The sequence below is a fragment of the uncultured Agrobacterium sp. genome (assembly GCA_913777615.1).
Classification (GTDB): domain Bacteria; phylum Pseudomonadota; class Alphaproteobacteria; order Rhizobiales; family Rhizobiaceae; genus Agrobacterium.
On sequence record CAJYTK010000017.1, the window covers coordinates 237,990 to 264,802 of the forward strand.

The 26,813-nt window shown below is 55.1% G+C and carries 25 protein-coding genes and 1 tRNA gene; 10 read left to right on the forward strand and 16 right to left on the reverse strand.

The genetic code is table 11. The annotated features are described in order from the left end of the window. Positions 1–8: 8 nt before the first annotated feature. The 10 genes from amn to QZ862_RS15765 form a co-directional block, all read right to left on the reverse strand. Positions 9–1,514 (reverse strand): AMP nucleosidase, encoded by a 1,506-nt coding sequence (gene amn, locus QZ862_RS15720; RefSeq protein WP_296100871.1) that lies wholly within the window; start codon positions 1,512–1,514, stop codon positions 9–11. Between the two features lie 79 nt (positions 1,515–1,593). Next, positions 1,594–1,767 (reverse strand): hypothetical protein, encoded by a 174-nt coding sequence (locus tag QZ862_RS15725; RefSeq protein WP_296017916.1) that lies wholly within the window; start codon positions 1,765–1,767, stop codon positions 1,594–1,596. An 8-nt stretch (positions 1,768–1,775) separates the two neighbouring features. Next, positions 1,776–1,946 (reverse strand): hypothetical protein, encoded by a 171-nt coding sequence (locus QZ862_RS15730; RefSeq protein WP_296039377.1) that lies wholly within the window; start codon positions 1,944–1,946, stop codon positions 1,776–1,778. A gap of 715 nt (positions 1,947–2,661) precedes the next feature. Next, positions 2,662–2,883, reverse strand: coding sequence for a hypothetical protein (locus tag QZ862_RS15735; RefSeq protein WP_296100873.1), 222 nt, complete (start codon positions 2,881–2,883; stop codon positions 2,662–2,664). 129 nt (positions 2,884–3,012) lie between these two features. Continuing rightward, positions 3,013–3,249 (reverse strand): 30S ribosomal protein S21, encoded by a 237-nt coding sequence (rpsU, locus tag QZ862_RS15740; protein WP_296017911.1) that lies wholly within the window; start codon positions 3,247–3,249, stop codon positions 3,013–3,015. Positions 3,250–3,277: 28 nt separating this feature from the next. Beyond that, complete coding sequence (locus QZ862_RS15745; protein ID WP_296082630.1) at positions 3,278–3,562, reverse strand: cold-shock protein; 285 nt, start codon at positions 3,560–3,562, stop codon at positions 3,278–3,280. A 110-nt stretch (positions 3,563–3,672) separates the two neighbouring features. Further along, positions 3,673–3,882 carry a cold-shock protein gene (locus QZ862_RS15750; protein WP_296017907.1) on the reverse strand — a complete coding sequence of 70 codons (210 nt, stop codon included), beginning with the start codon at positions 3,880–3,882 and terminating at the stop codon, positions 3,673–3,675. Positions 3,883–4,183: 301 nt separating this feature from the next. Next, positions 4,184–5,341, reverse strand: a complete 1,158-nt coding sequence (locus QZ862_RS15755; protein WP_296017905.1) for an alpha/beta hydrolase-fold protein — start codon at positions 5,339–5,341, stop codon at positions 4,184–4,186. Between the two features lie 187 nt (positions 5,342–5,528). Beyond that, positions 5,529–7,439 (reverse strand): PhoX family phosphatase, encoded by a 1,911-nt coding sequence (locus tag QZ862_RS15760; RefSeq protein WP_296100874.1) that lies wholly within the window; start codon positions 7,437–7,439, stop codon positions 5,529–5,531. Positions 7,440–7,871: 432 nt separating this feature from the next. Continuing rightward, positions 7,872–8,210, reverse strand: coding sequence for a DUF2147 domain-containing protein (locus QZ862_RS15765; RefSeq protein ID WP_296100875.1), 339 nt, complete (start codon positions 8,208–8,210; stop codon positions 7,872–7,874). Between the two features lie 504 nt (positions 8,211–8,714). Between QZ862_RS15765 and QZ862_RS15770 the strand changes: the two genes are divergently transcribed. Beyond that, positions 8,715–8,981, forward strand: a complete 267-nt coding sequence (locus QZ862_RS15770; protein WP_296017900.1) for a sel1 repeat family protein — start codon at positions 8,715–8,717, stop codon at positions 8,979–8,981. Between the two features lie 191 nt (positions 8,982–9,172). Here QZ862_RS15770 and QZ862_RS15775 read toward each other — a convergent pair whose 3' ends face one another. Together QZ862_RS15775 and QZ862_RS15780 are read right to left on the reverse strand one after the other, a co-directional pair. Continuing rightward, the gene (locus tag QZ862_RS15775) at positions 9,173–10,285 is read right to left on the reverse strand and encodes a pyridoxal phosphate-dependent aminotransferase (protein WP_296100876.1); all 1,113 of its coding nucleotides are present in this window, start codon (positions 10,283–10,285) and stop codon (positions 9,173–9,175) included. Between the two features lie 132 nt (positions 10,286–10,417). Next, positions 10,418–10,771, reverse strand: coding sequence for a hypothetical protein (locus tag QZ862_RS15780; RefSeq protein ID WP_296039365.1), 354 nt, complete (start codon positions 10,769–10,771; stop codon positions 10,418–10,420). 285 nt (positions 10,772–11,056) lie between these two features. Here QZ862_RS15780 and QZ862_RS15785 point away from each other — a divergent pair, with 285 nt between their 5' ends. Next, positions 11,057–12,274 carry an FAD-dependent oxidoreductase gene (locus QZ862_RS15785; RefSeq protein ID WP_296017895.1) on the forward strand — a complete coding sequence of 406 codons (1,218 nt, stop codon included), beginning with the start codon at positions 11,057–11,059 and terminating at the stop codon, positions 12,272–12,274. Positions 12,275–12,282: 8 nt separating this feature from the next. Continuing rightward, complete coding sequence (locus tag QZ862_RS15790; protein ID WP_296100877.1) at positions 12,283–13,080, forward strand: HpcH/HpaI aldolase/citrate lyase family protein; 798 nt, start codon at positions 12,283–12,285, stop codon at positions 13,078–13,080. A 3-nt stretch (positions 13,081–13,083) separates the two neighbouring features. Here the strand turns inward: QZ862_RS15790 and QZ862_RS15795 are convergent, their stop codons facing one another. The 3 genes from QZ862_RS15795 to QZ862_RS15805 form a co-directional block, all read right to left on the reverse strand. Beyond that, on the reverse strand, positions 13,084–13,323 hold the full coding sequence (locus tag QZ862_RS15795; RefSeq protein ID WP_296101042.1) for a hypothetical protein: 240 nt from the start codon (positions 13,321–13,323) through the stop codon (positions 13,084–13,086). An 8-nt stretch (positions 13,324–13,331) separates the two neighbouring features. Continuing rightward, on the reverse strand, positions 13,332–13,682 hold the full coding sequence (locus tag QZ862_RS15800; protein WP_296017890.1) for a hypothetical protein: 351 nt from the start codon (positions 13,680–13,682) through the stop codon (positions 13,332–13,334). Between the two features lie 860 nt (positions 13,683–14,542). Then, positions 14,543–14,633 (reverse strand) — tRNA-Ser (locus QZ862_RS15805). Between the two features lie 599 nt (positions 14,634–15,232). On the opposite strand from QZ862_RS15805, the gene QZ862_RS15810 reads away from it, so the two are divergent. The 3 genes from QZ862_RS15810 (at position 15,233) to QZ862_RS15820 (ending at position 19,527) form a co-directional block, all read left to right on the forward strand. Beyond that, a complete protein-coding gene (locus QZ862_RS15810; protein ID WP_296100878.1) occupies positions 15,233–16,399 on the forward strand; it encodes a porin in 1,167 nt (388 codons plus the stop codon). A gap of 641 nt (positions 16,400–17,040) precedes the next feature. Beyond that, positions 17,041–18,159 carry a porin gene (locus QZ862_RS15815; protein WP_296019569.1) on the forward strand — a complete coding sequence of 373 codons (1,119 nt, stop codon included), beginning with the start codon at positions 17,041–17,043 and terminating at the stop codon, positions 18,157–18,159. A 300-nt stretch (positions 18,160–18,459) separates the two neighbouring features. Next, entirely contained in the window at positions 18,460–19,527 is a 1,068-nt protein-coding gene (locus QZ862_RS15820; RefSeq protein ID WP_296100879.1) for a porin, read from the forward strand. Between the two features lie 151 nt (positions 19,528–19,678). On the opposite strand, the gene QZ862_RS15825 is transcribed toward QZ862_RS15820, so the two are convergent. Next, complete coding sequence (locus QZ862_RS15825) at positions 19,679–21,754, reverse strand: lytic transglycosylase domain-containing protein (protein WP_296100880.1); 2,076 nt, start codon at positions 21,752–21,754, stop codon at positions 19,679–19,681. A 384-nt stretch (positions 21,755–22,138) separates the two neighbouring features. Here QZ862_RS15825 and dapA point away from each other — a divergent pair, with 384 nt between their 5' ends. From dapA to QZ862_RS15845, 4 genes are all read left to right on the forward strand, one after another. Continuing rightward, positions 22,139–23,023, forward strand: coding sequence for a 4-hydroxy-tetrahydrodipicolinate synthase (gene dapA / locus QZ862_RS15830; protein ID WP_296100882.1), 885 nt, complete (start codon positions 22,139–22,141; stop codon positions 23,021–23,023). 140 nt (positions 23,024–23,163) lie between these two features. Then, positions 23,164–23,643: an SsrA-binding protein SmpB gene (gene smpB / locus QZ862_RS15835; RefSeq protein ID WP_296019557.1), complete on the forward strand. Its 480-nt coding sequence runs from the start codon at positions 23,164–23,166 to the stop codon at positions 23,641–23,643. A 560-nt stretch (positions 23,644–24,203) separates the two neighbouring features. Next, positions 24,204–24,707, forward strand: a complete 504-nt coding sequence (locus tag QZ862_RS15840) for an oxidoreductase (RefSeq protein WP_296100884.1) — start codon at positions 24,204–24,206, stop codon at positions 24,705–24,707. 9 nt (positions 24,708–24,716) lie between these two features. Then, the gene (locus QZ862_RS15845; protein ID WP_296100886.1) at positions 24,717–26,651 is read left to right on the forward strand and encodes an EAL domain-containing protein; all 1,935 of its coding nucleotides are present in this window, start codon (positions 24,717–24,719) and stop codon (positions 26,649–26,651) included. The last annotated feature ends 162 nt before the right edge of the window (positions 26,652–26,813 follow it).

Consider the following 26,813-nt stretch of genomic DNA (forward strand, 5'->3'; position numbering starts at 1 on the left):
CAGAAGACCTACTGAAACGCCGTTTCGTAAAAGCTTCTGAGCTTGCGTGAATGAAGCGTTTCCGTTGGCATGGCCGCAAGTTTCTGGACGGCACGAATGCCAATCTGCAGATGCTGCGCCACCTGTGTGCGATAGAATTCCGTCGCCATGCCGGGAAGCTTCAACTCGCCATGCAATGGCTTGTCGGAAACACACAGAAGGGTGCCGTAGGGCACGCGGAAGCGGAAGCCGTTGGCCGCAATGGTTGCCGATTCCATATCGAGCGCAATCGCGCGCGATTGGGACAGACGCTTTACCGGTCCGGCCTGATCACGCAGTTCCCAGTTTCGGTTGTCGATCGTCGCAACCGTCCCGGTCCGCATGATCCTCTTCAGCTCGAAGCCTTCATAACCCGTGACTTCCTCCACCGCGCCTTCCAGCGCAAGCTGCACTTCGGCAAGAGCCGGGATCGGTACCCATACGGGCAGGTCGTCGTCTAGCACGTGGTCTTCGCGCACATAGGCATGGGCCAGCACGTAATCGCCCAGACGCTGACTGTTGCGCAAGCCCGCGCAATGGCCGACCATCAGCCAGGCGTGTGGACGCAGCACGGCGATATGGTCGGTGATCGTCTTGGCATTGGAGGGCCCGACGCCGATGTTGACCAGCGTTATGCCTGCATGCCCTTTCTTCTTCAGATGGTAGGCCGGCATTTGTGGCAGACGCCCAAGCGTCGTATCGCTCTCGGGCCGGTCCGATCCGGCATGAGTGATGATGTTGCCGGGCTCGACGAAGGCGGTATAGCCGTCACCACCGTCTGCCATCAGCTTGCGCGCCCATGCGGCGAACTCGTCAATGTAGAACTGGTAGTTGGTGAACAGAACGAAGTTCTGGAAGTGGTTTGGGCTCGTTGCCGTGTAGTGGCTTAGCCGTGCCAGCGAGTAGTCGATGCGCTGCGCCGTGAAAGGAGCAAGCGGCGCCGGCTCGCCCGGAACCTGATCGTACTCACCATTGGCTATCAGATCGTCGGTGTTGTTCAAATCCGGCGTATCGAATAGATCGCGAAGCGGGACGTCAGACAGTGAAGAGGCCGCAGAGGCTTCCACATATGCTCCTTCGCCAAAGGCGAAGTGGAGCGGAATAGGCGTCGCCGATTCCGAAACGGTCACGTGAACGCCGTGGTTCTTGATCAGGAGGCCGAGCTGTTCCTTGAGATAATGGCGAAAAAGCTGCGGTCGGGTAATCGTGGTAGTATAGACACCAGGCGAGGTGACATGGCCATAGGAGAGGCGCGAGTCGACATGTCCGAATGTCGACGTCTCCATGCTGACCTGCGGATAGCAGGCGCGGTAGCGACCCTCGATGGGCGCGCCCTTGGCAAGATCGGTAAAGGATTTGATGAGGAAATCGGTGTTGCGATCATAGAGCGCCGTCAGCGCCTCCACGGCTTCTTTCGGATCATCAAAAGTCCGCGGTGCGAAAGGCTCGGGCGTTATGAAGGCGAGGGGCGGAATCGTGTGCTTTGCTATTGTCATGGCTCATTATAGGGAGCCTAGTTCGACAGGCAAGCGACAGAGATATGTGCGTTTTGAAAAATCCGTCAGAAAATTCGACTCAGCTGACAGAGCCGCGCTGCAAGCTCATCAACAACACGAAGCCCGCGCCGTTGGAGGCGGGCCGTTGGTCCGTTTTATAGACGGCAAGGCCGGCGAATGGACCCAGAAACACCGATGCCATGATGAACATCCGAAGTCCGGAGAGTAGCGCGTTAGCGATATTCTTGTTCATCTCGCGCCTCACAAGGTGACGTGGCAGCTGGGTGAATACCCATGCTGGCAGGTGTAGGCGGTGCCGACGCTGATGCGCTGGAAGCTGCGGTTAGGATTGACAACAAGAGCAGCGAACGACATGGCGAAGATAGCCATCAGAAGAACAATGATGCTGAAGCGACGTATCAAGATTGCCATGCCCATTTCCCCTTACTGTTGTCCTGTCCCGTAATCTGGACATGACATTGCCACAGTTGGACTGAACCAACCCTGAGAGGCAGGTTCATGTGGGGTTCAGGGAGATTAACAGCTTTGCTTGCCGTACTCATGGAGGCAGCTCTGAGCATCGTGAGGCGTAATAGGTGCGCCTATCCCTGCCGTCACCTCGATAGAATACCGTCCCTGTGCCGCTGGGGGCGGGCATCTTGCCTCTTGAGAGATGGCAACGTTCCGAAGTGCGCTTTCCGATCGCGCGCGGTTTGCCAGGCGAGGGATACACTTCGTTATTTCTACTTCGGACAGACGTACCTATGGCGGCTTTCAGTCGGTGTTACGGCGTTGGACCGAATGCCCGAAATCGAAAACGTCGTTCGTGTGTTGAAGGGTGCAACCAGGAGCGCCATGGAACAGGCATCGGGACTCTACTCGCCCTCGGGGAGTGAGGCTTGCGAAGGAGATGGCCCACCTTAACAAAGCGGTGCTCTATGGCAGTCAGCACAGATACACATTGGATCCCGCCAAGGCTTCGTCGTCACAAAAATCAGGCCGGATGGCTTTCGGCAGGGGGCTTGATGGTTATGACATGAGGCTCGCAGCGTATCTATTCTTACAACGAAAAAGGCGCCAGAACATGGCGCCTACTGAACCAGCGAGTGTCGGCGTCAGCCATCTCTCGATTGTGGATTCTGCACGGTCAGGCGCGTGCTTTGACTTTTTTCTTGGCCGGCGCGGGTGGCGTGACCATCACGGTCTCTGCTTCGCGTGCCAGGCGCGCTTCACGCAGGCGTTCTGTCTTCTTCAGGCGCTGTGCGGTTTCCGCAGCCAGGATCTGAGAAACGGCATCGTTGGTTGCTGTGGCTTTTTGCTGAGGGGTTAGTTTGCCGGGCTTGAAGAATTCATCTTTCGTAGCGGTCATTTCGAAACCCTTTCATTGCGAGAAAGCGCCGTGCGTCTCTGTAGGCGCATGAAGACGCTTTCACTGTTCAATACAAGCATCGCAGTCTGCTGAAAATCTTGCTCAACTTTCAGGTCGATACTGTCGCTATCAGCGTGTGCGTACTGCTTTCTTCGGCATAGGCAGAAGGCCTTCACGCTGCATCTTCTTCTTCGCAAGCTTGCGATGACGACGCACGGCTTCCGCTTCTTCACGAACGCGCTTTTCCGAGGGCTTCTCGTAGGACTGGCGCGCGCGCATTTCGCGCAACAGACCTTCGCGCTGCATCTTCTTTTTCAGTACGCGAAGCGCTTGATCGACGTTGTTATCTCTGACGAGGACTTGCAAAGGCTTTTCCTTACTCGGCTTTACGCCGCTATTTTCTTGTGCGTACCAGATCGTGGTTGATCCAGCCGCCCGGTTTAGAGACTTTAGGAGCGATGGCATCCGGCGTCTGTCTGACCGATGCCTCAACATCGATGTCGTCGTGAGCGACGGTGCGATCGAAGTTTTCGTTGGCCAGCCTGATACGGTATCGTCTGCCGCCCTGTGTTTCCGGCATGACCGCAACAATCTTGGCGCTCTGCTGCGATGTGAGATCACCGTGATGTCTGGATTTCAGGACGATGACATTGCCGATCTTGTAAGACATTCTTGGCATCAGGATCTCCTATGCCATAAAGAACAAAAGGCCGAGCGATGCCCGACCTTTCTTCAGTCACTCAGCGTCTGCTGCCAGTACATCCGTGGTCAGCGTCCGCGAGAGACAATTTATGCCGCCTGAAGGTTGTCGGCAGAGTTCTTGCCGGACCGGCGGTCCTGAACGATTTCGAAGCTGATCTTCTGACCGTCCGTGAGCGAACGCATGCCAGCGCGCTCTACAGCAGAGATGTGGACGAAAACGTCAGTGCCGCCATTGTCAGGCTGAATGAAGCCGAAGCCCTTGGTGGCGTTAAACCACTTTACAGTACCAGTGTTCATAACGATTTCCTTTCGTAGCAATCGTTGTTGGTCCCGAAATACCTTGCGGGATTAGATCGATGTTTTGAGAGGAAATCCGACGGGAGCTAGGCTCTGGACCGACGTCACAAGCAATGGTCGATGCCAGCAATATAGGCTCAATTTTCGGTTTTGCAAGGCCCAATTACAAAATAGCCCAAGAAAGGCAAGTACGCCACGCGGCACTGCGACCAAAGCCGTCTCACTTGGTCCTCCGCCGCTTTTCGATTGCGGGCCGAGCGGCGGAGTTCCCCTCTAAGTGAAAGCAGGGCGCAAACGCACTCTACTTTTTGAAGACCTTCTGCAAGAACGCTTCGAGCGATGGACGCCAGACATCCATCTCGTGACCGAGACCCTTATATTCTACATAATCATATTTGATCTTCTTCTCGTCCAGGGTCGACTTCAACCCGGCGATGTCCTTGCCAGTCACCTGATCCTGTGTGCCGACGGTGACGGTGAAATTGCGAAGGCTCTCGTTGATTTTTTCCGGCGTGTTGAGCGCGGCCTCTACACCCTTGTTCGGAACGGTGGTGGTGGAGACGCCACTAAAGTTCGCGATCCAGCCAAATGTACCGAGATGAGTGAGGCCCGAGACGAGTGCCTGATAACCGCCCTGAGAAAGTCCGACCAGCGCACGGCCATCGGCGTCGTCGCGCACGCGGTAATGCGTCTTCATGTAGGGGATGAGGTCCTCCACCAACTCCCGGTCGATCGCATCTGCATTTGCGGGATAGAACGTCTTGCGACGGTCTGCCGCGGGGAAGTTTTCCGGGGTCGCCTCCGGTGTGTCAGCCTCTGTGTCAGGAATGACGACAATCATCGGCTCCATCTTCTTTTCCGCCAAGAGATTGTCGAGCATTTGCGGCGCGCGGCCCTGCGTCACCCAGGAATCCACCGTGTCTCCAAAGCCGTGATAGAGATAGAGTACGGGAAGCGGCTTCGATGTATCGCTGTAGCCGGGCGGAGTATAGACATAGGTCTGACGTTGCGATTTGAGCGCCTTCGACGGGATCGTCACTAGGCGCAATTCGCCATGCGGCACATCGCGAATATCGAGAATGCTGCCAGGTACGAGCACAAGACTGGTGTTTACCTGTCGTTGGGGCTTGGGCATGTTCGTGCCGGTGTCGATGCTGCGAAAGCCATCGATGTTGAAGTAGTACTCGTAGAGATTGGGCTTCAGCGCTTCGGTCTTTACGCTCCACAGACCATTCTCTGCCTTCGTCATCTCAAGCGGCGCGCGTGAGCCGAGCACGACCGAAACCGCCTTTGCAGAGGGAGCGAAGAGACGGAACGTGATGGAGCCGTCCTTGCCGACTGAGGTAACGAATTCGCTCAAGGGACGGTCGGCGGGTGGTGCCGCAGGTGGATCGATTGCCATGGCAGGTCCGCTCACAATACAGGTGGCAGCGAGTACATAGGGCAGAATTAAACGCAAATTCCTTCTCCTCCAGATCAAATACCCCCGCGGGTAAACTGTCAGATCAAGAATGGCATTTCAATGAATTAGAAAGCCCTCAAATTTCGGCAGGCCGCCGCGACACGAAGCACTCAGTGCCGGCATGTCGGTAAGAAAAAAGGCGCCGCAGGAAGGGCGCCTTCGTTTCATGGCGTTAGCGTGAGCCTTAGCCGATCATCGCGTTGTCGTCGCGCTTGATGGCGATGATTGTGGAGCGTGGCAATTTACCCTCACCATCGGGGAAAGGAGCGTCGGGATGCTGGATGCCGACGAAGTGGGTGCGCTTGTCGGCAGACCAAGTCTGACCGGTCACTTCCGCACCTTTTGGCGCCGTCAAGAAGCGCTCGATCCGGCCAGTGACGGGATCGCCCGCCAGCATCTGGTTGTTGCCTTGACCGGCAAAATCGCCCTCGTTGCTATCCTCTCCGTCGGTCTGGATCCAGAGCAGGCCGGTCGAATCGAACATCATTCCGTCCGGCGAGTTGAACATGTTGCCGGAGTTGATGTTGGAGGAGCCAGCGTAAGAATCCTTATGCACATCCGGATTGCCAGCCATGCAGAAGAGATCCCACTTGAATTTGCCGTCGGCATGATCGTCATTGGCAGGATACCAGCGAACGATTTGGCCGTACTCATTCTTCTCACGCGGATTAGCCGCGTTGACGGCCATCACGTCACCGCCTGCATTGGTGCGAATCTTTCCGTCTTTCACCTCGCCGCGGCGGCTGTTGTTGGTCAGCGCGCAATAGGCTTCAATAGCAACCGGGTTGATGGCGACCCACTCCGGGCGGTCCATGGTCGTGGCGCCAACCTTGGATGCGGCCTGACGGGTAAAGACGCAGATTTCGTCCATCTTCATACCCGTCGATTTCGGCGTCAGAGCTAGCCATTCGCCATTGCCATCATCGGTGAACTTGGCAACATGGAGCGTGCCTTCGTCTAGCAGCTTGGACGTGTCGCCGCCTGGAACATAGATGCCGCTGGAAACGAACTTGTAGAGGAATTCACCGCGCTCATCATCGCCCATGTAAACGACGACGCGACCATCACGCGCCACCACAACAGCAGCGTTTTCATGCTTGATGCGCCCAAGTGCGGTGCGCTTGATCGGCGTAGAGGAGGCATTGGACGGATCAATTTCCACTACATAGCCAGCGCGGCGCGGCTCGTTCGGATTCTTCGAGACATCGAAACGCTCGTCGAACTTCTCATAGCCATAGCGCGTCTCGGCAGCGATGCCATAGCGCTTGAAGTCATCCGGCATTTTGAAGTTGGGCTCAGTGGAGCCGAAATAGCCGTTGAAGTTTTCTTCGCAGGTCAGATAGGTGCCCCATGGCGTGCGGCCTGCGCCGCAATTGTTGAAGGTGCCAAGACAGTCGACACCTTTCGGGTCGGCTGCTGTCTTGACGAGTTCCGAGCCGGCAGCAGGACCGGAAAGCTTCATGGGCGTGTTGTGGTGGATACGACGGTTGAACGGGCTGCCGACGACGATCTCCCAGCCGTCCTTGCCTTCCGCCACTTCCATGACGGTGACACCTTGCATGTGCTGCAGGATCTTCACCTCATCCAGATTCGCTGGCATGCCTTTTTCGCGGTGGGGCAGGTTGGTTTCGTTGTTTACATATTCGTGGTTTACCGCGATCAACTGATGGCTGCCGACGACGAAAAGCTCCATGCCATCGGTGTTCTCTCCGAAAACCTTGTCTGAGTTTTCAACGCTGACGCCTTTTGTAGGGTCGATATCGGCCACGTTGGGGAACAGTGGCTGACCCCACTTGGCAAGCGGCTTCCAGCTATAGCCTTCCGGCACATGGACAGTGTGATCGGTTGCGGCGAGCACCGGCTTAAATGGAAAGCGAGAGGCAGCCTCCTGCGCTTGAGCTGAGGTCGAGGTCGCAAGATTGCCAAGTGTGCCAAGAGCCGCGGCCGCAGAGCCGAAGGCCAGCAAACCACCGAGGAAACCGCGACGCGAGACGGCGGATTCGACGACGCGGTCGAAATCAGTCACGGCTGGCGGGGGATTTTGCAGCTCGTCCCACTCGTCCCAGCTGAGCTTGCTTGTGTCGATGTTGGTCATGGCGCTCTCCGTTTGCTTACTCCGAGAAAATTTCAGGCAGCAACTAAAGCGGGTTTATTACAGCGATGTGACGGGTTGATAGGCGGCGTACCTCTTCAGGTTGCGCCTCTCATGCGACCAAGCTGGTGTGGGGAAGATGACTGAGTGGTAGTGGCCGGTCGCATTCCACCCCTTGAATGGACAAATTGCTGTGAATGTCACCCAGATGCGTCGCGAGCGGTCTACCCGCAGCCTTTGTTGAGCGCGCGATTGGGCACCACGGCTTGCTGGGAGAAAGTCAGCCTGCTCGGAAACGAGATGGCTGGAAAATAACGCCCGGCCCCTGCGCCATCGCTCCTTGAACGCGGTGGTAGGAGTGTCCTGATGGCCCTCAATCGTGCGACCATTTTCTTGTGATGAATAAGGGCAGCGCTTGGCTGCCCTTTGTGATCCTTATAGTCTTGTCCAGGTCTGCGATTTACACAGCACCTTCAACACGCAACCCTTCATGCTGAGGGAATTGCCCGACACCGTGCCGGAGCCGCTATAGGTCTTGTCGGCTGCCGGGTCGGTAATTTCACCCGAGTAGCTGTTGCCGCTGCCCTTCATCTTGCCGATCTGCTTGCCGGCATGTTTTCCCGTCTTCAGCGTCACGCAGAAGGCAGAGCCGCACTTTGCGATTGCTGCGGTCTCACCGCTCGCTGTCTTCCAGTTGCCTTCGATGGCTTCGGCAGCAAAGACATTGGTGCTGATCAAAAATGCCAGACCTGTGAGAATCGTCAATTTCTTCATATGGACCTCCCAATCCAATAAAGGCACGGCAGCGCAGTGCTGCCCGTGGCTTTCGCAACTCCAGTGCGAATGGACATCTTTATAGTTGACGTTCACGTAAAAGGAAACCTGAAGGCGGGGCGGATGAAGAATTTTTGGTGTGTCCGAAGACCAAATGTGTCGCACCCCAAAAACGCAAGCTTCTGCCGTGGTTAGCAGAGCGTTTAAATCCATCCGTAAACTTTTCGTAAAATTGCAGCGAAAACCCTTAATTTGCAGGCCTTCCCATATTTAACAAAAATCCAATTTTACCAATCGTTTGGACTTTATTTGGCCCCCGTTAATCATGGATTTTAAGCGCCCGTTGAAGGCCGTTTGGCATAGTGAGCTCAACAAAGAGCAGGAACAACCTGACGACAGCCGGAGACGAAAAAGCCGCAGAAGACGGTAGCGCTCCAAAGCTGAAAAAGCTTTCGCAGAGAAGCGGACAAACAGGAAGAATACGGGCAAACAGGGACTAGAAAAATGGCAAGATTTGAAATGCGCGATATCGAGTTGGCAGTTGCCGGTGGACAAAGCCGCGCGGATGTCTTCTGCAATCTCGGCCTGATCTATGCAACAGGCCGGGGCTGCCCGGTGGATCTCATTGCCGCCCATAAGTGGCTGAATATCGCAGCCATCAAGGGTTCGGAAAGAGCTGCATCGCTACGCGCCGATCTTGCCCGCAACATGACCAAAGCAGACCTCGCTGCAGCCCTTCGCGCTGCCCGCGACTGGATGACCACGCACTGAATTCCAAGAAGACGATTTCAAAAAGACGGAGCGATCAGAAGATCGCCAGTGGTTTCGACTGGTAACCTCCAGTCCCGGTCGAGACACCCATGATACCGCAAACGCCGACGGCAACGCCGCATGCTTGCAACGAGAGATCAAAACCGTGACCGGCAGAAACAAGGCCGGCACGGTTTTTTCTTGTTTGATTGTCAGCCGATCGCTTTCAAGACTTTCGGCAGAGCCTCGGCGAAAAGGTCGAGCTTGTCGTCCGGGCCAGCGCTCACTCGGATACAGCGGTTGAGCGGTTCCACGCCCGGCATGCGGATGAAGACGCCATGCTCCATTAATCCGTCCACGATGGATTTTGCATAGACGCCGTCTTTGTGACAGTCGATAGCAACGAAGTTCGTCGCCGAGGGGAGGGGCGAAAGACCGTTTTGCCGTGCAACCGTGGAAATACGCTCGCGGGCATTGGCGATGCGCTTCACAACGTCGCGCAGATAGACTTGATCGTTAAGTGCTGCCAGCGCCGCTGCGATCGAAACCCGAGACATGCCGAAGTGATTGCGAATCTTGTCGAATGCTTGCGCATTGCCGAGTGTGCCGATCGCATAACCGACGCGCGCACCGGCAAGACCATATGCTTTGGAAAAAGTCCGCATGCGTAAAACATTCGGCATACCGATCATGGCGCGGACGCTGGGTACCGCACTTTCCGGTGCCGTTTCGCAGTAGGCCTCATCGAGAATCAGCAGGCATGTTTCCGGCAGCGCCTTGGCAAAGGTCAGCACCTCGTTTGCGTCCCACCAACTGCCCATAGGATTGTCGGGGTTTGCGAAATAAACCAGCGGCGCATTTTCCTTTATGACGAGATCGAGCAGTCCATCGAGGTTCTCGTGGTCATCAAGATAGGGCGTCGTTACCAACCGGCCACCATAGCCATTCACATGGTAATTGAACGTCGGGTATCCACCGAAAGACGTGACGACCGGCGTACCCGGTTCCACCACCAACCGAACGATTTCACCCAGCAGTCCGTCCACACCACTTCCAATGGCGATATTGCCTCGCGAAATGCCGTGATGGATGGCGAGCGCTTCACGCAACTCGTAATTTTCCGGATCGGTATACATCCATGTTTCGCCAGCGGCATTGCGCATTGCCTCAAGCACGGAAGGTGAGGGGCCAAAGCCGCTTTCATTGGCGCCGATACGCGCCTTGACTGCCAGTTTTCTGTTGCGCTCTATCGCTTCAGGACCAACGAAAGGGACTGTGGATGGAAGCGAGGCGGCAAGGGGAGTGAAGCGCGAAAATGCGGACATTTCAGTGGGTTCCGTGTTTCTTGAAGCGGATGGCCTCACAATAGAAACAAAATCGGCCTGCGCAAGGCAGGCCGACATCTATGCCGCTATTTTGAGCGTATTTTTCGCTGTCGACTCTAGGTCGCGTCGTTATCAGAGCGACGTCTCGAAGCTCAAGCGACGGATATGGTGCAGAAACTCGGGATCGATCAGCATGTTGAAACCGACAGAAGCGTTTTCCTCTTCCCTCCGGATCAGCGTGCAGCCGATTTCATCGCGTATACCGATAATCTCAAGATAGAAATTGCTGGGAAGGTCGAGATGAGGGCTGACTTCGATGTCTGCTCCATAGAGAGAAATCTTGCGGATGAGACAACGCATCGTGTTGCTGGTGCTGAGATGATGGCCGATGAAGGTGATCTTACCGGGTCGGTCGATCACATATTTTTCATACATCTCGTCTTGTGGAACGGCACCCTTTGTCTTGATATCTATATTGAGTGTCATGACAACCTCCCGATTGTCTCTTCTCGTCCTTGAATGATACGCCTGCCGAGTTGCCGGATTCTGAAGGCAATTCGTAAAATGCCGTATGTCTGTCCCATTTTGCCACGGCATGCGCCGAGCGAACTGGTCTTCTGTGACGTTGGTAGAACATTATTATCTCCAGAAGGTTGCGTGGAGCTTATAGAACCGCCGCCGGTAGACGCCTCGCACGTGGTTGACGTGAAGCGTACTTGTCGTTACGCCTGCTTCGATACGGAAGACGCAGGGTTGGGTGGAGCATTTCAGATGGCGGGCAGACTGGTCATTATCGGCGCTGGGCAGGGAGCCTTCGCTCTCGCTGCCAAGCTTCGTGCTTTAAAGGACGATCGTCCCATCACCATCATCGGTTCGGAAGAGGTTCTTCCCTATCAGCGTCCGCCTTTGTCCAAGAAATATCTCATGGGCGAAATGAGTTTCGATCGGCTGGAATTCCGATCTTCTCAATGGTTCTTGGACAATAATGTCGAGATCCGGCTCTCCACATGGGTCGAGGAAATCGACCGCAAGGCGAAGACTGTCCGGATGCAGGATGGCTCCGTGCTGGCTTACGACAAGCTCGCACTGGCAACAGGTGCGGCGCCTCGTTTGCTGCCCGCGGGCGTGGGCGGCGATCTGGACGGAGTCTTAACCGTCCGAGACAAGCGCGATGCCGATCGGCTGAGGGAGGAAATGCAGCCGGGTCGGCGGTTGTTGGTCATAGGCGGCGGTTACATCGGACTGGAGGCCGCAGCAGTAGCGCGTCAACTTGGGCTTGATGTTACGCTCATTGAAATGGCCGACCGGATTCTTCAACGAGTCGCCTCGGCTGAAACAGCCGCCATTATGCGCGACCTGCATGTATCGAAAGGGGTTTCCGTTCGAGAAAAGACAGGTCTTGTGCGACTTGAGGGAGAGGGTGGACGTGTAAAGAAAGCAGAGCTTTCGGACGGTTCGTCACTGGACGTCGACTTCGTCATAGCCGGCATTGGTGTTACTCCCAATGACCGCTTGGCCCGTGAGTCGGGCTTGGCAGTGGGCAATGGTGTCATCGTCGATGAGTTCACGCGCACCTCCGATTTCGACATCCACGCTATGGGCGACTGCGCAGTTTTGCCAATGAATGGTGCGGCGGTTCGTTTGGAGTCGGTGCAGAATGCGGTCGATCAGGCGGAGGCTGCAGCGCTCGTGCTTTCAGGCGAAGAAAGGCCTTATCTGCCAAAGCCGTGGTTCTGGTCGGATCAGTATGACGTGAAGCTGCAGATTGCTGGCTTTAACGCGGGTTACGACGAGACAGTGCTCCGTCCCGGCCAACGAGCGGGAAGCCGCTCCATATGGTACTTCAAGCAAGGCCGGTTCGTCGCTGTCGATGCTATCAATGACGCCAAGGCCTATGTGACCGGCAAGAAAGCGCTCGACACGGACTCCCCGCTCAACCGTGCGATCCTTGAGGATCCTGCCGCCGACCTGAAATCGCTTTTGACATGAGGACTGACATGCGCGCCGCTGAAAATCGCTTCAAAAATGCCATCCATCGCGGTGAACCGCAAATAGGCCTGTGGCTGGACATGGGGGAGGCAATTGCGGCGGAGATCGCTGGTACCGCTGGGTTCGATTGGCTGGTGATCGACGGAGAACATGGCCCGAACGATTTGCGCAGCATTATCGATCAGTTGCGCGCACTCGAGACGTCTTCCGCCGAACCGGTCGTGCGCGTTCCAATGGGAGAAAGCTGGATCATCAAGCAGATGCTGGACGCCGGAGCGAGAACGCTTCTCGTTCCCATGGTCGATTCTGCCGCGCAGGCGAAGTCGCTGGTATCTGCAATGCATTATCCGCCGAGAGGAGTTCGTGGGATGGGGGCTGTAGTGGCTCGCGCGTCTGCTTTCGGTAGCATTCCAGACTATAATCAGACGGCGTCGGACAGCGTATGTCTGCTGATCCAAGCCGAGACACGCGCTGCAATTGCCGATCTCGATAATATTCTGGACGTAGAGGGAGTGGACGGCATCTTCATCGGTCCGGCCGATCTGGCCGCCGACATGGGGTATCTCGGAAAGATAGATGAGCCCGAGGTTCAGTCGGTCATTGAGGGCGCAATTCGTAAGATTGTCTCTGCCGGTAAGGCCGCTGGGATCCTGACGTTCAACGAATCCTACAATAAGAGATACCTTGAGCTAGGTGCTTCGTTCGTCGCCGTTGGTGCTGACGTATTTGAATTCTCAAACGTTTTGAAGAAACTCGCCGCTCGATATAAAGGCGGGTCGCTGGCGGCAAAAGCGTCCGGCTACTGATCATCAATCGTCGTTGCTGGCATTCAACTTTTCCGGCGGAATCCCTTCTTCGCCCGAAGAAAGGTGGCCCTCTTCAATAAGCCGTTCTCTCAAGATACGGTAGAGCGCTTCCTGTTTATCCAGTCCGCGTTCATCGGCGAATGCCTGGAGGGCTTTATCGATCTGGTGCGGAAGGTCCAAGAGAACATCTCCATCTTCAAGCAAAAATAAGGGCAGGAGGACGAACCTTCCTGCCCTGAGCATAATGCCCGTTAGCGCCAGCGATAAATGCTGCTGCTGTTGTGCTGAGTCGATGCGTTCGCGACGAAGTATCCCAGTGCGAAGCCGAGCGCGCCGACGACTGTCAAAAGCGACGTGGCAGTGCCGGGATTTTCTTTAACAGCCTCAACGACATTGTGGCTCTGCGCTTTAACGGTCTGCGCCGCATTCTGCGCGACGCGCTGCACTCTGCCTTTTGCTTCATCGACAAAATCCGAAGCTTCGCCCGAAAACTCGCTCGCGCGGGACGAGACGGACTTCGAGAGCGAAGCGATCTGCGAGCGCAGTTCCGCGATCTGGTTCTCGACGGAATCTTCAACGACGTTCAGTTTGGTCTGTGCCATTTGAAATCACCTCATGTTGTTTCCGAGGCGATAACGCGACCAAATTAGATAATGTTCCATAACGGACGAAGATGAAACGGCGTAACTTTTGGTCCTATGGGGGATGTCCGACTCAGTGGAGGCTCCCGCAAATGACACCACATCATGCGGGACGCTGGCATAGTGGTTTGCGTTTGGTCTCCTCGGCTAAGATTTTTCGACCACGCCTGATCGTGTGATTGTCGTGAAATTCGATATAGAATGGATCAGGGAAAGCGCAGTGGCAAGGCCCTCTTGGCGTTCGAACACATCACTATGGAGAATAGCTATCGTTGTCGGAGGCCTTGCCGCCCAGGAATGAAGCGCATTTCAGAGCGACTGCTGCTAACCCTACATCCGTAGCGATGTAGTTAAAGACGCCGGTTCAGCCATTTACTAACAACGGCTCCTTCTGCCTGGACGAATCAGGCGCGATTCTATCGCGCTTAAGCTCCGCGGCAGCGCTGCCAAACGAGGCAAGAGGCAATATGGTCGTCATCAATCTCGAAATTTTCATCGACAATGCCCCTCCGGCAATGAACGTTCGCAAGTGACGCGCCCCGGCATGGGGGTACAAGAACCAAGCCCCGTGCATCCAATCTTATCCCGCAACTCGGTATTTCCGCCTTAATGGTCGTCAGCGGGGAAAGAATCCGGACTCATCGGTGATCCGGTTGGCTCGCCCAGACCAGCTGGCCTGTCGGATCCGCTCAATATTGGTGGATGATTTTCAGTTCAGGGTGTGTGCGTGAACGCTTCTGGGGGAGGCATATTTGAATATCTTATTTCAAATGCACTCAACATATTCAGCAGCAAATTATTGGGCGGGATAAATTGGGGGATGGCGGAGAGGAAGGGATTCGAACCCTCGATACGCTTTTGACGTATACTCCCTTAGCAGGGGAGCGCCTTCGACCACTCGGCCACCTCTCCGGTGCCGCCTGATTATTGCGTAAGAAAAACGAATGCAAGCGCTTTTACAAAGAGATTGGAAAAAGAGTCTCCGAGCGCAGCTTTTCCGTGTCAGCGATGAAGATTGGCAAACGAAAGAGCGAAGACTTATCCGAATCAGAAACGAACAGGCGTGATTCACCGATCAGTAGAAGGGGGCGATTCTCTCCAGGACGCTCTTTTTCTAAGCTGTCTTCGCAAGCTGGTCCTCTTGCATTGAAAGAGGACGGCTATCGGTGAGGGGGCGCGATATATAGGAAGTGAGTGAGTGTGAGTTGCGGCGAAGCGACCACACCATCGCCTCATGCGACTGCTTTCCCGCTGATTCTATTAACGAATCTTTAAACTATAAAGACCGGATCCAACCGGAATGTGTTTTTTGAGCAACATCGTTATGTGAAGCACCTGTGAGAAGTGGTCATAAATCGGTTTGTTGATTGCAAGCTACGAACGCTTTTGTATTTTCAGCAACGGAAGCGCGGCGGTGGATCGCTCGTTTTCAAAAAAACGGGAATGGGGCAGGGAATGCTGTCCTTCAGCTTAAGAACCCAGACCCTTATGAAACTTGACTGGAGGTCAACATGAACATCAAGAGCCTTCTCATCGGCTCCGCTGCAGCTCTTGCAGCAGTATCTGGCGCAAAGGCCGCTGACGCTATCGTCGCTGCTGAGCCTGAGCCCCTGGAATACGTTCGCGTTTGCGACGCTTTCGGCACTGGCTTCTTCTACATTCCTGGCACCGAAACCTGCCTGAAGTTCGGCGGTTACGTTCGTTTCCAGACCGACATCAATCGCGGCACCGGCTTTGGCGTAAACACCAACAACCGTACGTCTGACTGGAACTCGTTCACGCGCGCTCAGTTCGAAGTTGACACCCGCACCGACACCGAGCTCGGCGCTCTGCGTGGCTTCATCGGCTTCCGTGGCAATGCTGATGGCAGCTCTGCTTCTTCTTCGTCTGTCTTCGTTGATCAGGCTTTCATCGAACTCGGCGGCCTGAAGGTCGGTAAGTTCTACAACTGGTGGGACGACGGTCTCTCTGGCGAAGCTGACGTTCTCGCAACGAACACTCTGTTCAACTCCATTCGTTACACCTACGACGCAGGCTCTTTCTGGGCTGGTGTTTCGGTTGACGAGCTTCAGGGTACTAACAGCCAGTTCGCTACTGTTACGGGCACCGCTGTCGTTACGCCAGCTGCTCCGGGCACTCCCTTCACCGTCAATACCCTCTCGCAGGAAGTTGACAACAACGTTGGTGTTTCCGCTGGTATCGGCGCGAAGCTTGGCGGCGCAACCTTCCAGCTGATCGGCGGCTATGACGTCGACCAGGAAGAAGGCGCTGTTCGCCTGATCGCTACGGCTGATCTCGGCCCTGGCACGCTCGGTTTGGCTGGTGTTTGGGCTTCTGGCGCAAATGCTTACTACGCAGAATCTGAGTGGGCAGTTGCAGCTGAATATGCTATCAAGGCTACCGATCGCCTGACGATTACGCCAGGTGCCCAGTACTTCGGTAATGTTGCTGCTCGCACTGTTACGGGCACCGTCAATGCTGGCGCGACCGCATTCACCCCCACTGGTCGTGCGATCATCACGAACGATTGGTCCTCTAATGACGCTTGGCAGGCTGGCCTGACCGTTGATTACAAAATCACGCAGGGTCTCTCCACCAAGGTTGCAGTTAACTACTACGACCAGGACAACAGCTCTTCCTCTTGGAATGGTTTCGTTCGCCTGCAGCGTTCGTTCTAATATTTAGAACAACGTAGTTTTAGAAAACCCGGCTTTCGAGCCGGGTTTTTTTATGCGCTGGGCCAGTTTCTTTGATATCGTTGAGACGTTCTAAGTTGCGTCTATTCACGCTGGGAAGGCCAGCCCGGAGTAAGGCATTTGAGGACGACTCGAAATGGCGCTTGGATGAGCTTCAGCAAATGTTGGGACCAGTCCTGAAGCGATACCCTTCGCCGATGCAAGGTTGCCCAGATCTGCGCTAATGGATGCGCATCACGACTCACAATGCGCGTTCCGTGTCTATCCGGGCGGCTTATTGTGCTAGGAGGCTGCCCACCCGTCATTTCAAGTCTTAAGGCAGCTGATTTTAGACGAAAGTATAGTGTCCTTGGCACTTACGTGCAAAATATCGCAAGTCCCTAAATTAGATATATTTTTTCACGTAACCGACTGGCTGCTAACGCCTTGTTTACTTTTGGCTTCCCCAAGCAGCAGTCCTGTCGCTCAACTGCAACAGTGTATTTAGAAGCGTGTCACAATGTGACGGATTTGCTGATTGGTCGATTGCGCGACTCTCACGGTTCGGGTTCTACTCATTCCACGGCAGCGTCTTAAGTTTTGGATCGACTGAGCTGCTTTGAAAACCTTGACTGGAGGTCAACATGAACATCAAGAGCCTTCTCATCGGCTCCGCTGCAGCTCTTGCAGCAGTATCTGGCGCAAAGGCCGCCGACGCGATCGTCGCTGCTGAGCCTGAGCCCATGGAATACGTTCGCGTCTGCGACGCTTTCGGCACTGGCTTCTTCTACATTCCTGGCACCGAAACCTGCCTCAAGTTCGGCGGTTACATTCGTTTCCAGACCGACTTCGGTCGTGATCTTTCCGGTACATCTGACTGGAATTCGTTCACACGCGCCCAGTTCGAAGTAGACACCAAGACCGATACCGAGCTAGGTACGCTCCGTGGCTTCATTGGTTTCCGCGGCAACGCTGAAAATGGCTCGTCGGCTTCGTCGTCTGTTTTCGTTGACCAGGCCTTCATCGAGCTCGGCGGCCTGAAGGTCGGTAAGTTCTACAACTGGTGGGATGACGATCTCTCTGGCGAAACCGATCTCCTGTCTTCCAACACATTGTTCAACTCTATTCGTTACACCTACGACGCTGGCTCCTTCTGGGCTGGTATCTCGGTTGACGAACTTCAGGGCACGAACGATCAGTTCCGCACGATCACAGGACCTGCTGGTATCGTCGGTGGCGTGCAGACGTTTAACGTTCGCGCTGAAGCAGACAACAATGTCGGTATCTCCGCTGGGGTCGGTGCAAAGCTCGGCGGCGCAACGCTTCAGCTCATCGGTGGCTATGACACCGACCAGGAAGAAGGCGCAGTTCGCCTGATCGCTACGGCCGATGTCGGTCCTGGCACGCTTGGCCTGGCTGGCGTATGGGCTTCCGGCACCAACGCTTACTACGCGCTGTCTGAATGGGCTGTTGCTGCTGAATATGCGATCAAGGCAACTGACCGCCTCACGATCACGCCCGGTGCGCAGTACCTCGGTAACGTCGCTGACCGCGTTGCTCTGCTCGACTCCACAGGTGCATTCAGCGGCTCCACTGCCATCGTATCCAACGATTGGTCCAACCGCGATGCCTGGACAGCTGGTGTGACGGTTGATTACAAGATCACCGAAGGCCTTGCTACCAAGGTTACGGCCAACTACTACGACGAAGACAACCGCGCTGACTTCTGGACCGGTTTTGTTCGCCTTCAGCGTTCGTTCTGATCTCATCTGATTTGAACTTACAAGTATTTGGAAACCCGGCTTTCGAGCCGGGTTTTTCTTTTTGTCATCTTCGAATCTAAAAGGTGCCGAGGCTGCAGCGCCTTTGATGAGGACATGAGCTTGTCAACGCGGTTGTTTTTTTGTGTTGGCGATGTCACACTGTGAGAGGAAGATAATCGTAAGGTCTCCAAATTAATTCATGTCCATTGCCCCCTGACTTTTCTTTGTCTCTAATCGCCGTGACGGAGCGGCGCACGAGCGCGATTGTCCGCCGTTATCCGAGTTCGATTGGAGAACGACATGCATATCAGAAGCGTTTTATTTGGCGCCGCTGCGGTACTTGCAACGGTGTCAGGCGCCAATGCCGCCGATGCCATCGTTGCAGCCGAGGCTGAGCCCCTGGATTATGTTCGAGTCTGTGACGCTTTCGGGAAAGGCTTTTTCTACATTCCGGGAACCGAGACATGCATGAAGTTCGGTGGCTACATCCGGTTTGAGACAGACTTTGGTCCCAATCTTTCCGGCTCTTCCGATTGGAATAGCTTCACCCGCGCTCAGTTCGAGGCCGATGTACGCTCCGACACCGAGCTTGGCGCCCTGCGTGGCTTTATCGGCTTCCGTGGCAATGCAGACTCCGGCGTGGGTGGTGCGACGGCCGGATCGTCCGGCAACCTGGGCTCCGGAGTGTTCGTTGATCAGGCCTTCATTGAAGTTGCCGGCCTGAAGATTGGTAAGTTCTATAGCTGGTGGGATGACGATCTCTCTGGCGAGACGGATCTTCTTTCTTCCAACACGCTTTTCAATTCGATCCGCTATACCTATGACACCGGCGCATTCTCCGCAGCAGCCTCCGTAGATGAGCTCGAGGGCGTTGCCTTTGTTGGAGATTCGGCACGTGAGGGCAATAATAACGTCGGTATTGCCGGTAGCCTCGCAGGAAAGTTCGGCTCCGCCAGCCTTTCGCTCATTGGTGGATTTGATACTGATCGCGAAGATGGTGCGCTACGTTTGATCGGCTCCTTAGATGTGGGACCGGGCTCATTCAGTTTCGCCGGTGTCTATGCGTCGGGTGCGAACGCTTATTACGCGCTCTCCGAATGGGCCGTCGTTGCCGAATATGCGTATAAGGCTACGGACGGACTAACGCTCACGCCAGGTGTGCAGTGGCTGGGTAATGTAGCGAGGAAAGATGCGTCCTTCGATATCATCAATGCCAATTGGTCGAGCAATGATGCTTGGACGGCCGGTCTGACGGTCGATTACAAGTTCACGGACGAATTCGCGGCCAAGATAACTGCCAACTACTATGACGAGGACAATCGTCCGGAGTTCTGGTCGGGCTTCGTTCGCTTGCAGCGTGACTTCTAAAAACTGGCTCGCAACGGCGTGAAGCGGTTTGCGAGCCACGGCAACTTCTACCCAACACCAGCGTGACCAGCGCCGGTGTCACGGCAGCGTTCGATGCGCTACAAAGCTCGAAGCGATGGCGGAAGGCTTGGAAAACAGCGAACCCCCTCACTCAACCGGCGCGACCGTTTCGCAGATCGCTGACAATATCTGCCTGTTGACCGAGTCTGGTCTTATACACCTGGTAGTTTTCCATGACCCTCTGAACGTAGTTGCGTGTTTCGGGAAAGGGAATTCGCTCGATCCAGTCTACAACCTCGTCGATGGGCTTACCCCTTGGGTCGCCGTATCGAGCGATCCATTCAGGCACCCGTTTCGGTCCGGCATTGTAGGCGATGAAGGTAAGGATATAGGAGCCGCCAAAGCTGTCAATCTGTTCGCCAAGATAGTGAGCGCCCAGCGTCGCATTGTATCCCGCGTCAGTGGTCAGCTTGGCTTGTGTGTAGGCCATACCGTGACGGCTTGCGACGCCCTTTGCTGTTCCCGGGAGCAGCTGCAGAAGGCCGCGTGCATTGGCGGGCGAGACGGCACTAGGATTAAAGGCACTTTCCTGTCTGGCTATGGCGTAGGCAAGTGCTTTGCCGGAGCCGGATATGTTCGCACTGAGGGGAATAACACCAATCGGATAGGCGAGGGCGGCTGCGTCTATACCTCGGCTGAAGGCGGTCTTGCCAATCTGTAGCGATACCTGGTGGTTGTTGTTCCGTTCGGCGCGCGCTGCAAGGATCGCCAACTCACCGGGACTGTCGATCTGGTCCGCCAATGCACGGTATATGCCGTCCGCACGCCAGCTATACCCGGCGGCCTCGAGGCGCTCAATAGCGCGTACTGCTTCGCGTTCGGCAAACCTAGTCCGGTCTTCTTCTGTAGGTGATGGATAGGTGACGTTGAGCGTCGTAACCCCTATGCGCGCACCCGCAAGTTGTCCGTAGAACGTTCCGGGATGGGAGGCGGCTTTGGCAAAATAGTCACGGGCATTGCCGGGGGCGCCAGCTTCTGCAGCGCGTCCGAGCCAGTAATAAGCGCGGGAGGCGGTAAGCGGCCGGTTGGAAGCGGCGAGAAGGGCATTGAAATGTTTTGATGCCAAGGACGGCTCATGCAGGGCGCGAAGCGCGTACCAGCCCGCATGGAACTCTGCATCCGCCACGTCTACGGGTGAGGTTGCCGAATGATTGGCAGCGACACGATACGCGCCATGGAAATCACCAAGATCTGCCAAGCCGCGGGCAACGATTCGGCGTCCATTCCACCATTCGCCTGGATTGACGAGTTTGCTGCTCTCTTTGGGTGCCCGCTCTAGAAGCTTTGCTGCGTCCGCATACTTTTGTTGATGTCTCAGGTTTTCAATCTGAGCAAAAAGATAAACAGGGTCATTTCTCCAGGCGGACCCAACTGCGTTCAGGAGCACGGGCGCATTTTTTGTGCGTTGAAGAACCGCAGCCCAAGCCTTGTAAAGCGATTGCGCCCTGCCGAGATCACCGAATCGTTGGGCTTGGCTGACGCGACTGCGATACATCAGGTAATCCATCCGCGCCTTGTGATCGGCAGGCGAAAGCAGACCGGCAAACTCGGCCATCACGCGATCTTCCAGATCGGTGTCCATGCCCTCAGTCACCCACAATTGGCGGATGAGTTGCTGAGCGCGGGCCGTGTTTCCGGAAGAGGTCAGGGCATGTGCAAGCGCAATTGTTCCCTCCGGCGTTTCCGGTCGCGACGTGCTGAACATCGCAACCACGCGTGCGGGGGGGAGGTCTTCCCGCAGGACAGCACGTTCCGAATTCGCCCTCAGCGTCGAGAGGCCCGGCCAACCGTTGAGCTCCTTGAGCGCCCCGGCAATCTCGGTGGATGATACGTCCTTCTGCCCGGATATGGCGATTGCCCAAGTCAAGATGTGGCGGTCGAGACTGTCTTCGACGAGGCTGTCACGGACGGCGATCGCCCCTTTTGCATCCCTGTTTGAGAGAGCGTCGAGACCTGCTTTCAACCTCGAGACGTCGATAGGTTTTTGCGGGCGGACGATGGACCCTGTTACTTCCGGCGATGCAGGCATGAACGCCGGAACGGCTGGCGTGTTAGGTCGGGCGAAAGGCAGCGGCACGATATCGTCCCGGGCAGGGCCAGCCCACGCGCTCCATATAGTCGCAGCTATCCCTGTCGCCACCAAGCCCAAAAGTGCTGTTTTCTTCATCCCTTACTCACCAGCCCAATGACAACCAAAATGAACGGCGAAAACCTTGAGTGAAGGCGATCCAGCGCTTGCTAGTAGCCTGTGTGCAGCGCGAATATGAGCGCTGTCGCCTCGCTTCCATTAGTGATCGTTAGCCTTAACGAAACTCTAATCGAAAGGCGCGCATTCGATCAATTTCGGTAACATCCGGCTGAAGTCGCCGTTCGCAAGTCGATTACCGTCCCTTAAGCGGGTGCCGCGCAGGGAGCGCCAAACTATTTGCGTGTCCAGGACGAAAGCCGAGCTTAAACGCTTGTGGGCCGACAGGGTCCACACTAATGTGACAACCGTTTTAACCACGGAATGCGGCTGAAGCATGAACTGGCTCACCGCAAGGAGTTTTGCATGTTCAAGGGATCTATTCCCGCCCTGATTACGCCGTTCACTGAGCAAGGCGAGGTGGACGAAACGGCTTTTGCCGCCCATGTGGAGTGGCAGATTGCCGAAGGCAGCAGCGGCCTCGTGCCCGTCGGTACGACAGGGGAATCGCCAACCCTGTCGCATGACGAGCATAAACGGGTCATCGAGCTGTGCGTAGAGGCTGCGGGCAAGCGGGTCCCGGTCATTGCTGGCGCAGGTTCCAACAACACCAGCGAAGCGATCGAGTTGGCACTCCACGCACAGGAAGTCGGAGCTGACGCTCTTCTCGTGGTGACGCCATATTATAACAAGCCCACGCAGAAGGGTTTGTTTGCACATTTTTCCGCGGTTGCAGAAGCGGTGAGCCTGCCGATCATCATCTACAATATTCCGCCTCGTTCGGTCATCGATATGATGCCGGAGACGATGGGCGCACTCGTCAAGGCGCACAAGAATATCGTCGGCGTCAAAGATGCTACTGGCAAGCTCGACCGTGTCTCCGAGCAGCGCATTCACTGCGGTAAGGACTTTGTTCAGTTGTCGGGTGAAGACGGTACGGCACTGGGCTTCAACGCTCATGGCGGCGTTGGCTGCATTTCCGTCACCGCGAATGTCGCACCGCGTCTCTGTGCGGAATTTCAGGCTGCGATGGCTGCAGGAGACTATGCACTTGCGCTCGATTATCAGGATCGCCTGATGCCGCTCCACAAGGCCATCTTCATGGAGCCTGGCGTCTGTGGCACCAAATATGCGATTTCCCGCACCCGCAAGGGTAGCCGAAAGGTGCGGTCACCACTGATGGATACGCTCGAGCCAGCAACTGAGGCCGCTATCGATGCAGCACTCATACACGCGGGCCTCTTAAACTGATTCCAACCGGAATTCATCACCCGAGTAGATGCAGAGATGCGCGCCCGCCGCGCATCTTCACTTTCTCGCTTGCATTGATTACATAAGCGCTGAAAGCCGCGCGCCCCCTCATGTGCGGACAGATGGAAATGGAATAGGATATGGCCCCCAAAGGCAGCCAGCGCATCGTCAACAAGGTTGTAGCCGAAAACCGCAAGGCACGCTTCAATTATGAAATCCTCGACACCTACGAGGCGGGAATCGTGCTGACTGGCACCGAGGTGAAGTCATTGCGCGACGGTAAGGCCAATATTGCTGAATCCTATGCGTCCGACGAAGGAGACGAGATATGGCTGATCAACTCGCATCTACCCGAGTATCTTCAGGCGAACCGCTTTAATCATGAGCCGCGCCGACGTCGCAAATTGCTGCTCAACAAGCGCGAGATCAATCGTCTGCGCGCTGGCATCAATCGCGAAGGAATGACGCTTGTTCCGCTGAAGATCTACTTCAATGACAAGGGCAGGGCAAAGCTTGAGTTGGCCTTGGCGAAGGGTAAAAAACTTCACGATAAGCGTGAGACTGAAAAAGAACGCGACTGGAACAGGCAGAAATCCAGGCTGCTCAAAGGAAATGGCTGAAGCACTAAGCCGATAGATTCTTGCTCTTTATTCTGTGGCTGGTCGGAGTGACACCGGTCCTGAGCGTAGGCGTCACAGCTTTCGTTTGCGGAATTGAATCACGGTCTACGGAGTAGAAACTTCAGCTCAAGTAATCACAACGAAATACAACAGATCTTACTGATGATTCGATAAGATCTGTGTTGATCTATTCTACGTCTCGTTGCTAGATAAGCTTAATTCTACTTAAGAGGGTGCGTGCAGGTTAGGTGCGGGTTATCGTCTTGATACGATATTATTCATTTCCCGGGTTTCTTAAAGCGAATTGCAGAATTTCGTTGCTAAATTTGAAAAGAAAACGCTTGAGGAGAACCTTCGGCAAACGCTCGCTTTAGATGAATCTTTTCCAGGTTTTTAAGTGGTTCAAAGACGGCTAACATGCGTCATATTAAAGCTTCGCTTTGCGCAAATGGATCGAAACTTTAAGACATTAGTTTAATATTTTCTAATATAGATTAGTCTTGAAGCGGAGCTGCGGGCGGCCCGTGTCTGCCGAGAGCAAGCCCGGGAGGATGTGTGTCATGAATATCATTCGCTTGATCCTTTGCGTGTTATTTTTTCTGCCTTTGGAAACCGCATATTCGCAAGATTTCCCTGCGCCGGCGGGCAAGCCGATTCTGATTGTTTCGGGGAAGATCACCAAGACTAATGTCAACGGCACGGCGCAATTCGACCGGGAGATGCTAGAGAAAATGGGATTGGTGACGGTGGAAACCAAGACGCCTTGGTATGAATCGCGCACCCGTTTCGAAGGTGTCTCAATGGCCAAACTCATGGACTTTGTCGGCGCGCAGGGAACGACAGTCACGGCAGTCGCACTGAACGATTATGTCAGCACGATTCCTGTGAAGGATTTTACCGCGTTCAACGTCATTCTTGCTATAAAGCGCGATGGCGAATATATGCAGGTGAGGGACAAGGGACCGCTTTTCGTCATATACCCTTACGACAGCACGCCGGAACTTCAATCGCAGACTTACTACACGCGCTCCGCTTGGCAAGTGGCCAAACTCATAGTCGAATAAAGGTGACATTTGCGAAAGGCGCTGGCAGTCGTTGTTTGCTGCTTCATACTTGCCACCGGCTACATCGCTTACGTGATAGCTGAGCGTCAAAACGCGCTCCAAAAATTTGCGAGATACAACGACTCCTGGGCGGTTAGCCAGGCAGTAGGGGAGTATGTTCGGTTCGAGACCCTGCTCGCCGAATATGCCCTCGGAATTGACGGTGTCGGCAAGGAAGAATTACGCCTTCGCCTCGATATCGTGCTCGGCAGAATGATCTCTTTTCAGCAGGGAAGTTTAACCGCTTTTATGGCTTCAAAGCCGGAGATGCGTCAGGCCGTCGGCGAACTCGACAAGATACTGGAGAGGGTCGACAACCAACTGGATGAGTTGTCGCCAGCCGAAGCACGCGCCCTTCTGCCCGAAATGAGCGGGCTTGTTCCGCAACTCACTGCTATTGCTGCCGCGTCTGTAGCAAATGATGTCGAGATGATCGATGCGGCACACGCCGAGGTGCGCAAGCTGCACATCATCTACACGGCGCTCGCTGCAGGGCTCATACTGTGCGGTATGGCGCTGATCGTGTTGCTGCTGCGTCACAACCAGCTGCTCAACCGTGCGCAGAAAAAACTGACCCTTTTGACCGAAGAATTGCAGACTGCAACGTTAGAGTTGCAGTCAAACAATCTTCGACTTGAATATGACGCACATCACGACACGTTGACGGCCCTGCCAAATCGCACACTTTTCCGCAAGGAGCTTGTGCGTCGGCTTAATCCCGAATCTCGTATCGACAAGGTCGCTCTGCTCCTGCTCGATCTCGATGGCTTTAAGGAGATCAACGACACCCTCGGCCACGACGTTGGAGACGCGCTGCTCAAAGCGGTGGCCGCACGTATCGTGCCGCTTGGACAGAGCAACGAACTGATCTGCAGGCTTGGCGGTGACGAGTTTGCGTTGGTGACGGACAACTTGGGGGAGGCGGAGGCCCTCGATGTTGCTCAATGTCTCATTGAGCGTATCGCCAGCCCTTACAACATTGGCGACATGGAAATAAAGATCGGCACCTGCGTGGGCATTGCCATCTCACAAGAAAAGGTCGATGCAGACGATTTGCTGAAACATGCCGACCTCTCGCTTTATGACGCCAAACGGCAGGGAGCGGGGAAGATTGCGGTTTATAGAGACTATATGCAGAGCCAGCTTTCCGAGAAGCGCTCTTTCGAAGCGGACCTTCAATCCTCGCTGCTGAATAACGAGATGGAAGTGTTCTATCAGCCGCAGGTTTCCACGCAGACCCGGGATATTTGTGGCTTTGAAGCGCTTCTGCGCTGGACGCATCCGGTGCGCGGACAAGTCCCTCCAAGCGAATTCATTCCCATTGCAGAAAGAACAGGTTTCATCAACACGCTCGGTAAATGGGTCCTGGAGACTGCCTGTAAAGAAGCCGTGCGGTGGCGTCCGGATATCAAGATTGCCATCAACCTTTCCCCTGTTCAGCTTCACAGCGCTAATCTCATTCAGAACGTTGTAGGTGCGCTGGAAAGAAGCAACCTTTCCCCCGGACGCCTGGAATTGGAAATCACGGAATCTGTTCTTCTTGGCAACAGCGACCAGACGCTCGCCATCCTCGATAGTCTCAAAACCGTTGGGATCACGATGGCGATGGACGATTTTGGAACGGGCTATTCTTCGCTGAGCAACCTGCGCCACGTTCCCTTCGCAAAGCTCAAGATCGATCAATCTTTCCTGGGTGATATCGTCACCGACAAGCAGGCGCTGGCCATTGTCGAGTTTGTCGTAGGTCTTGGTCGCAAACTGGGCATGACGATGATCGCCGAGGGCGTCGAGACAGAACAGCAATATGCCGTCATGCGCCAACTTGGCTGCGATCAAGTCCAAGGCTATCTCGTCGGCAAGCCGATGCCAGTCGTCAAGCTTGCGGACCTTGGCGTTTATGCGTAAATGCTTTTTCAATTGGTGCCGAAACGCACGTTGATTTTCCGATAGCGTGATAAGGGCCACTCGCTCGGAGCCGAAGCATTCCGGGGAATGACGGTCGATAAGGCAGATCGCCAGCGCTTGAAACCGGGACGTGCGGCTTGCCGCGACGCAGATGTAATTTGA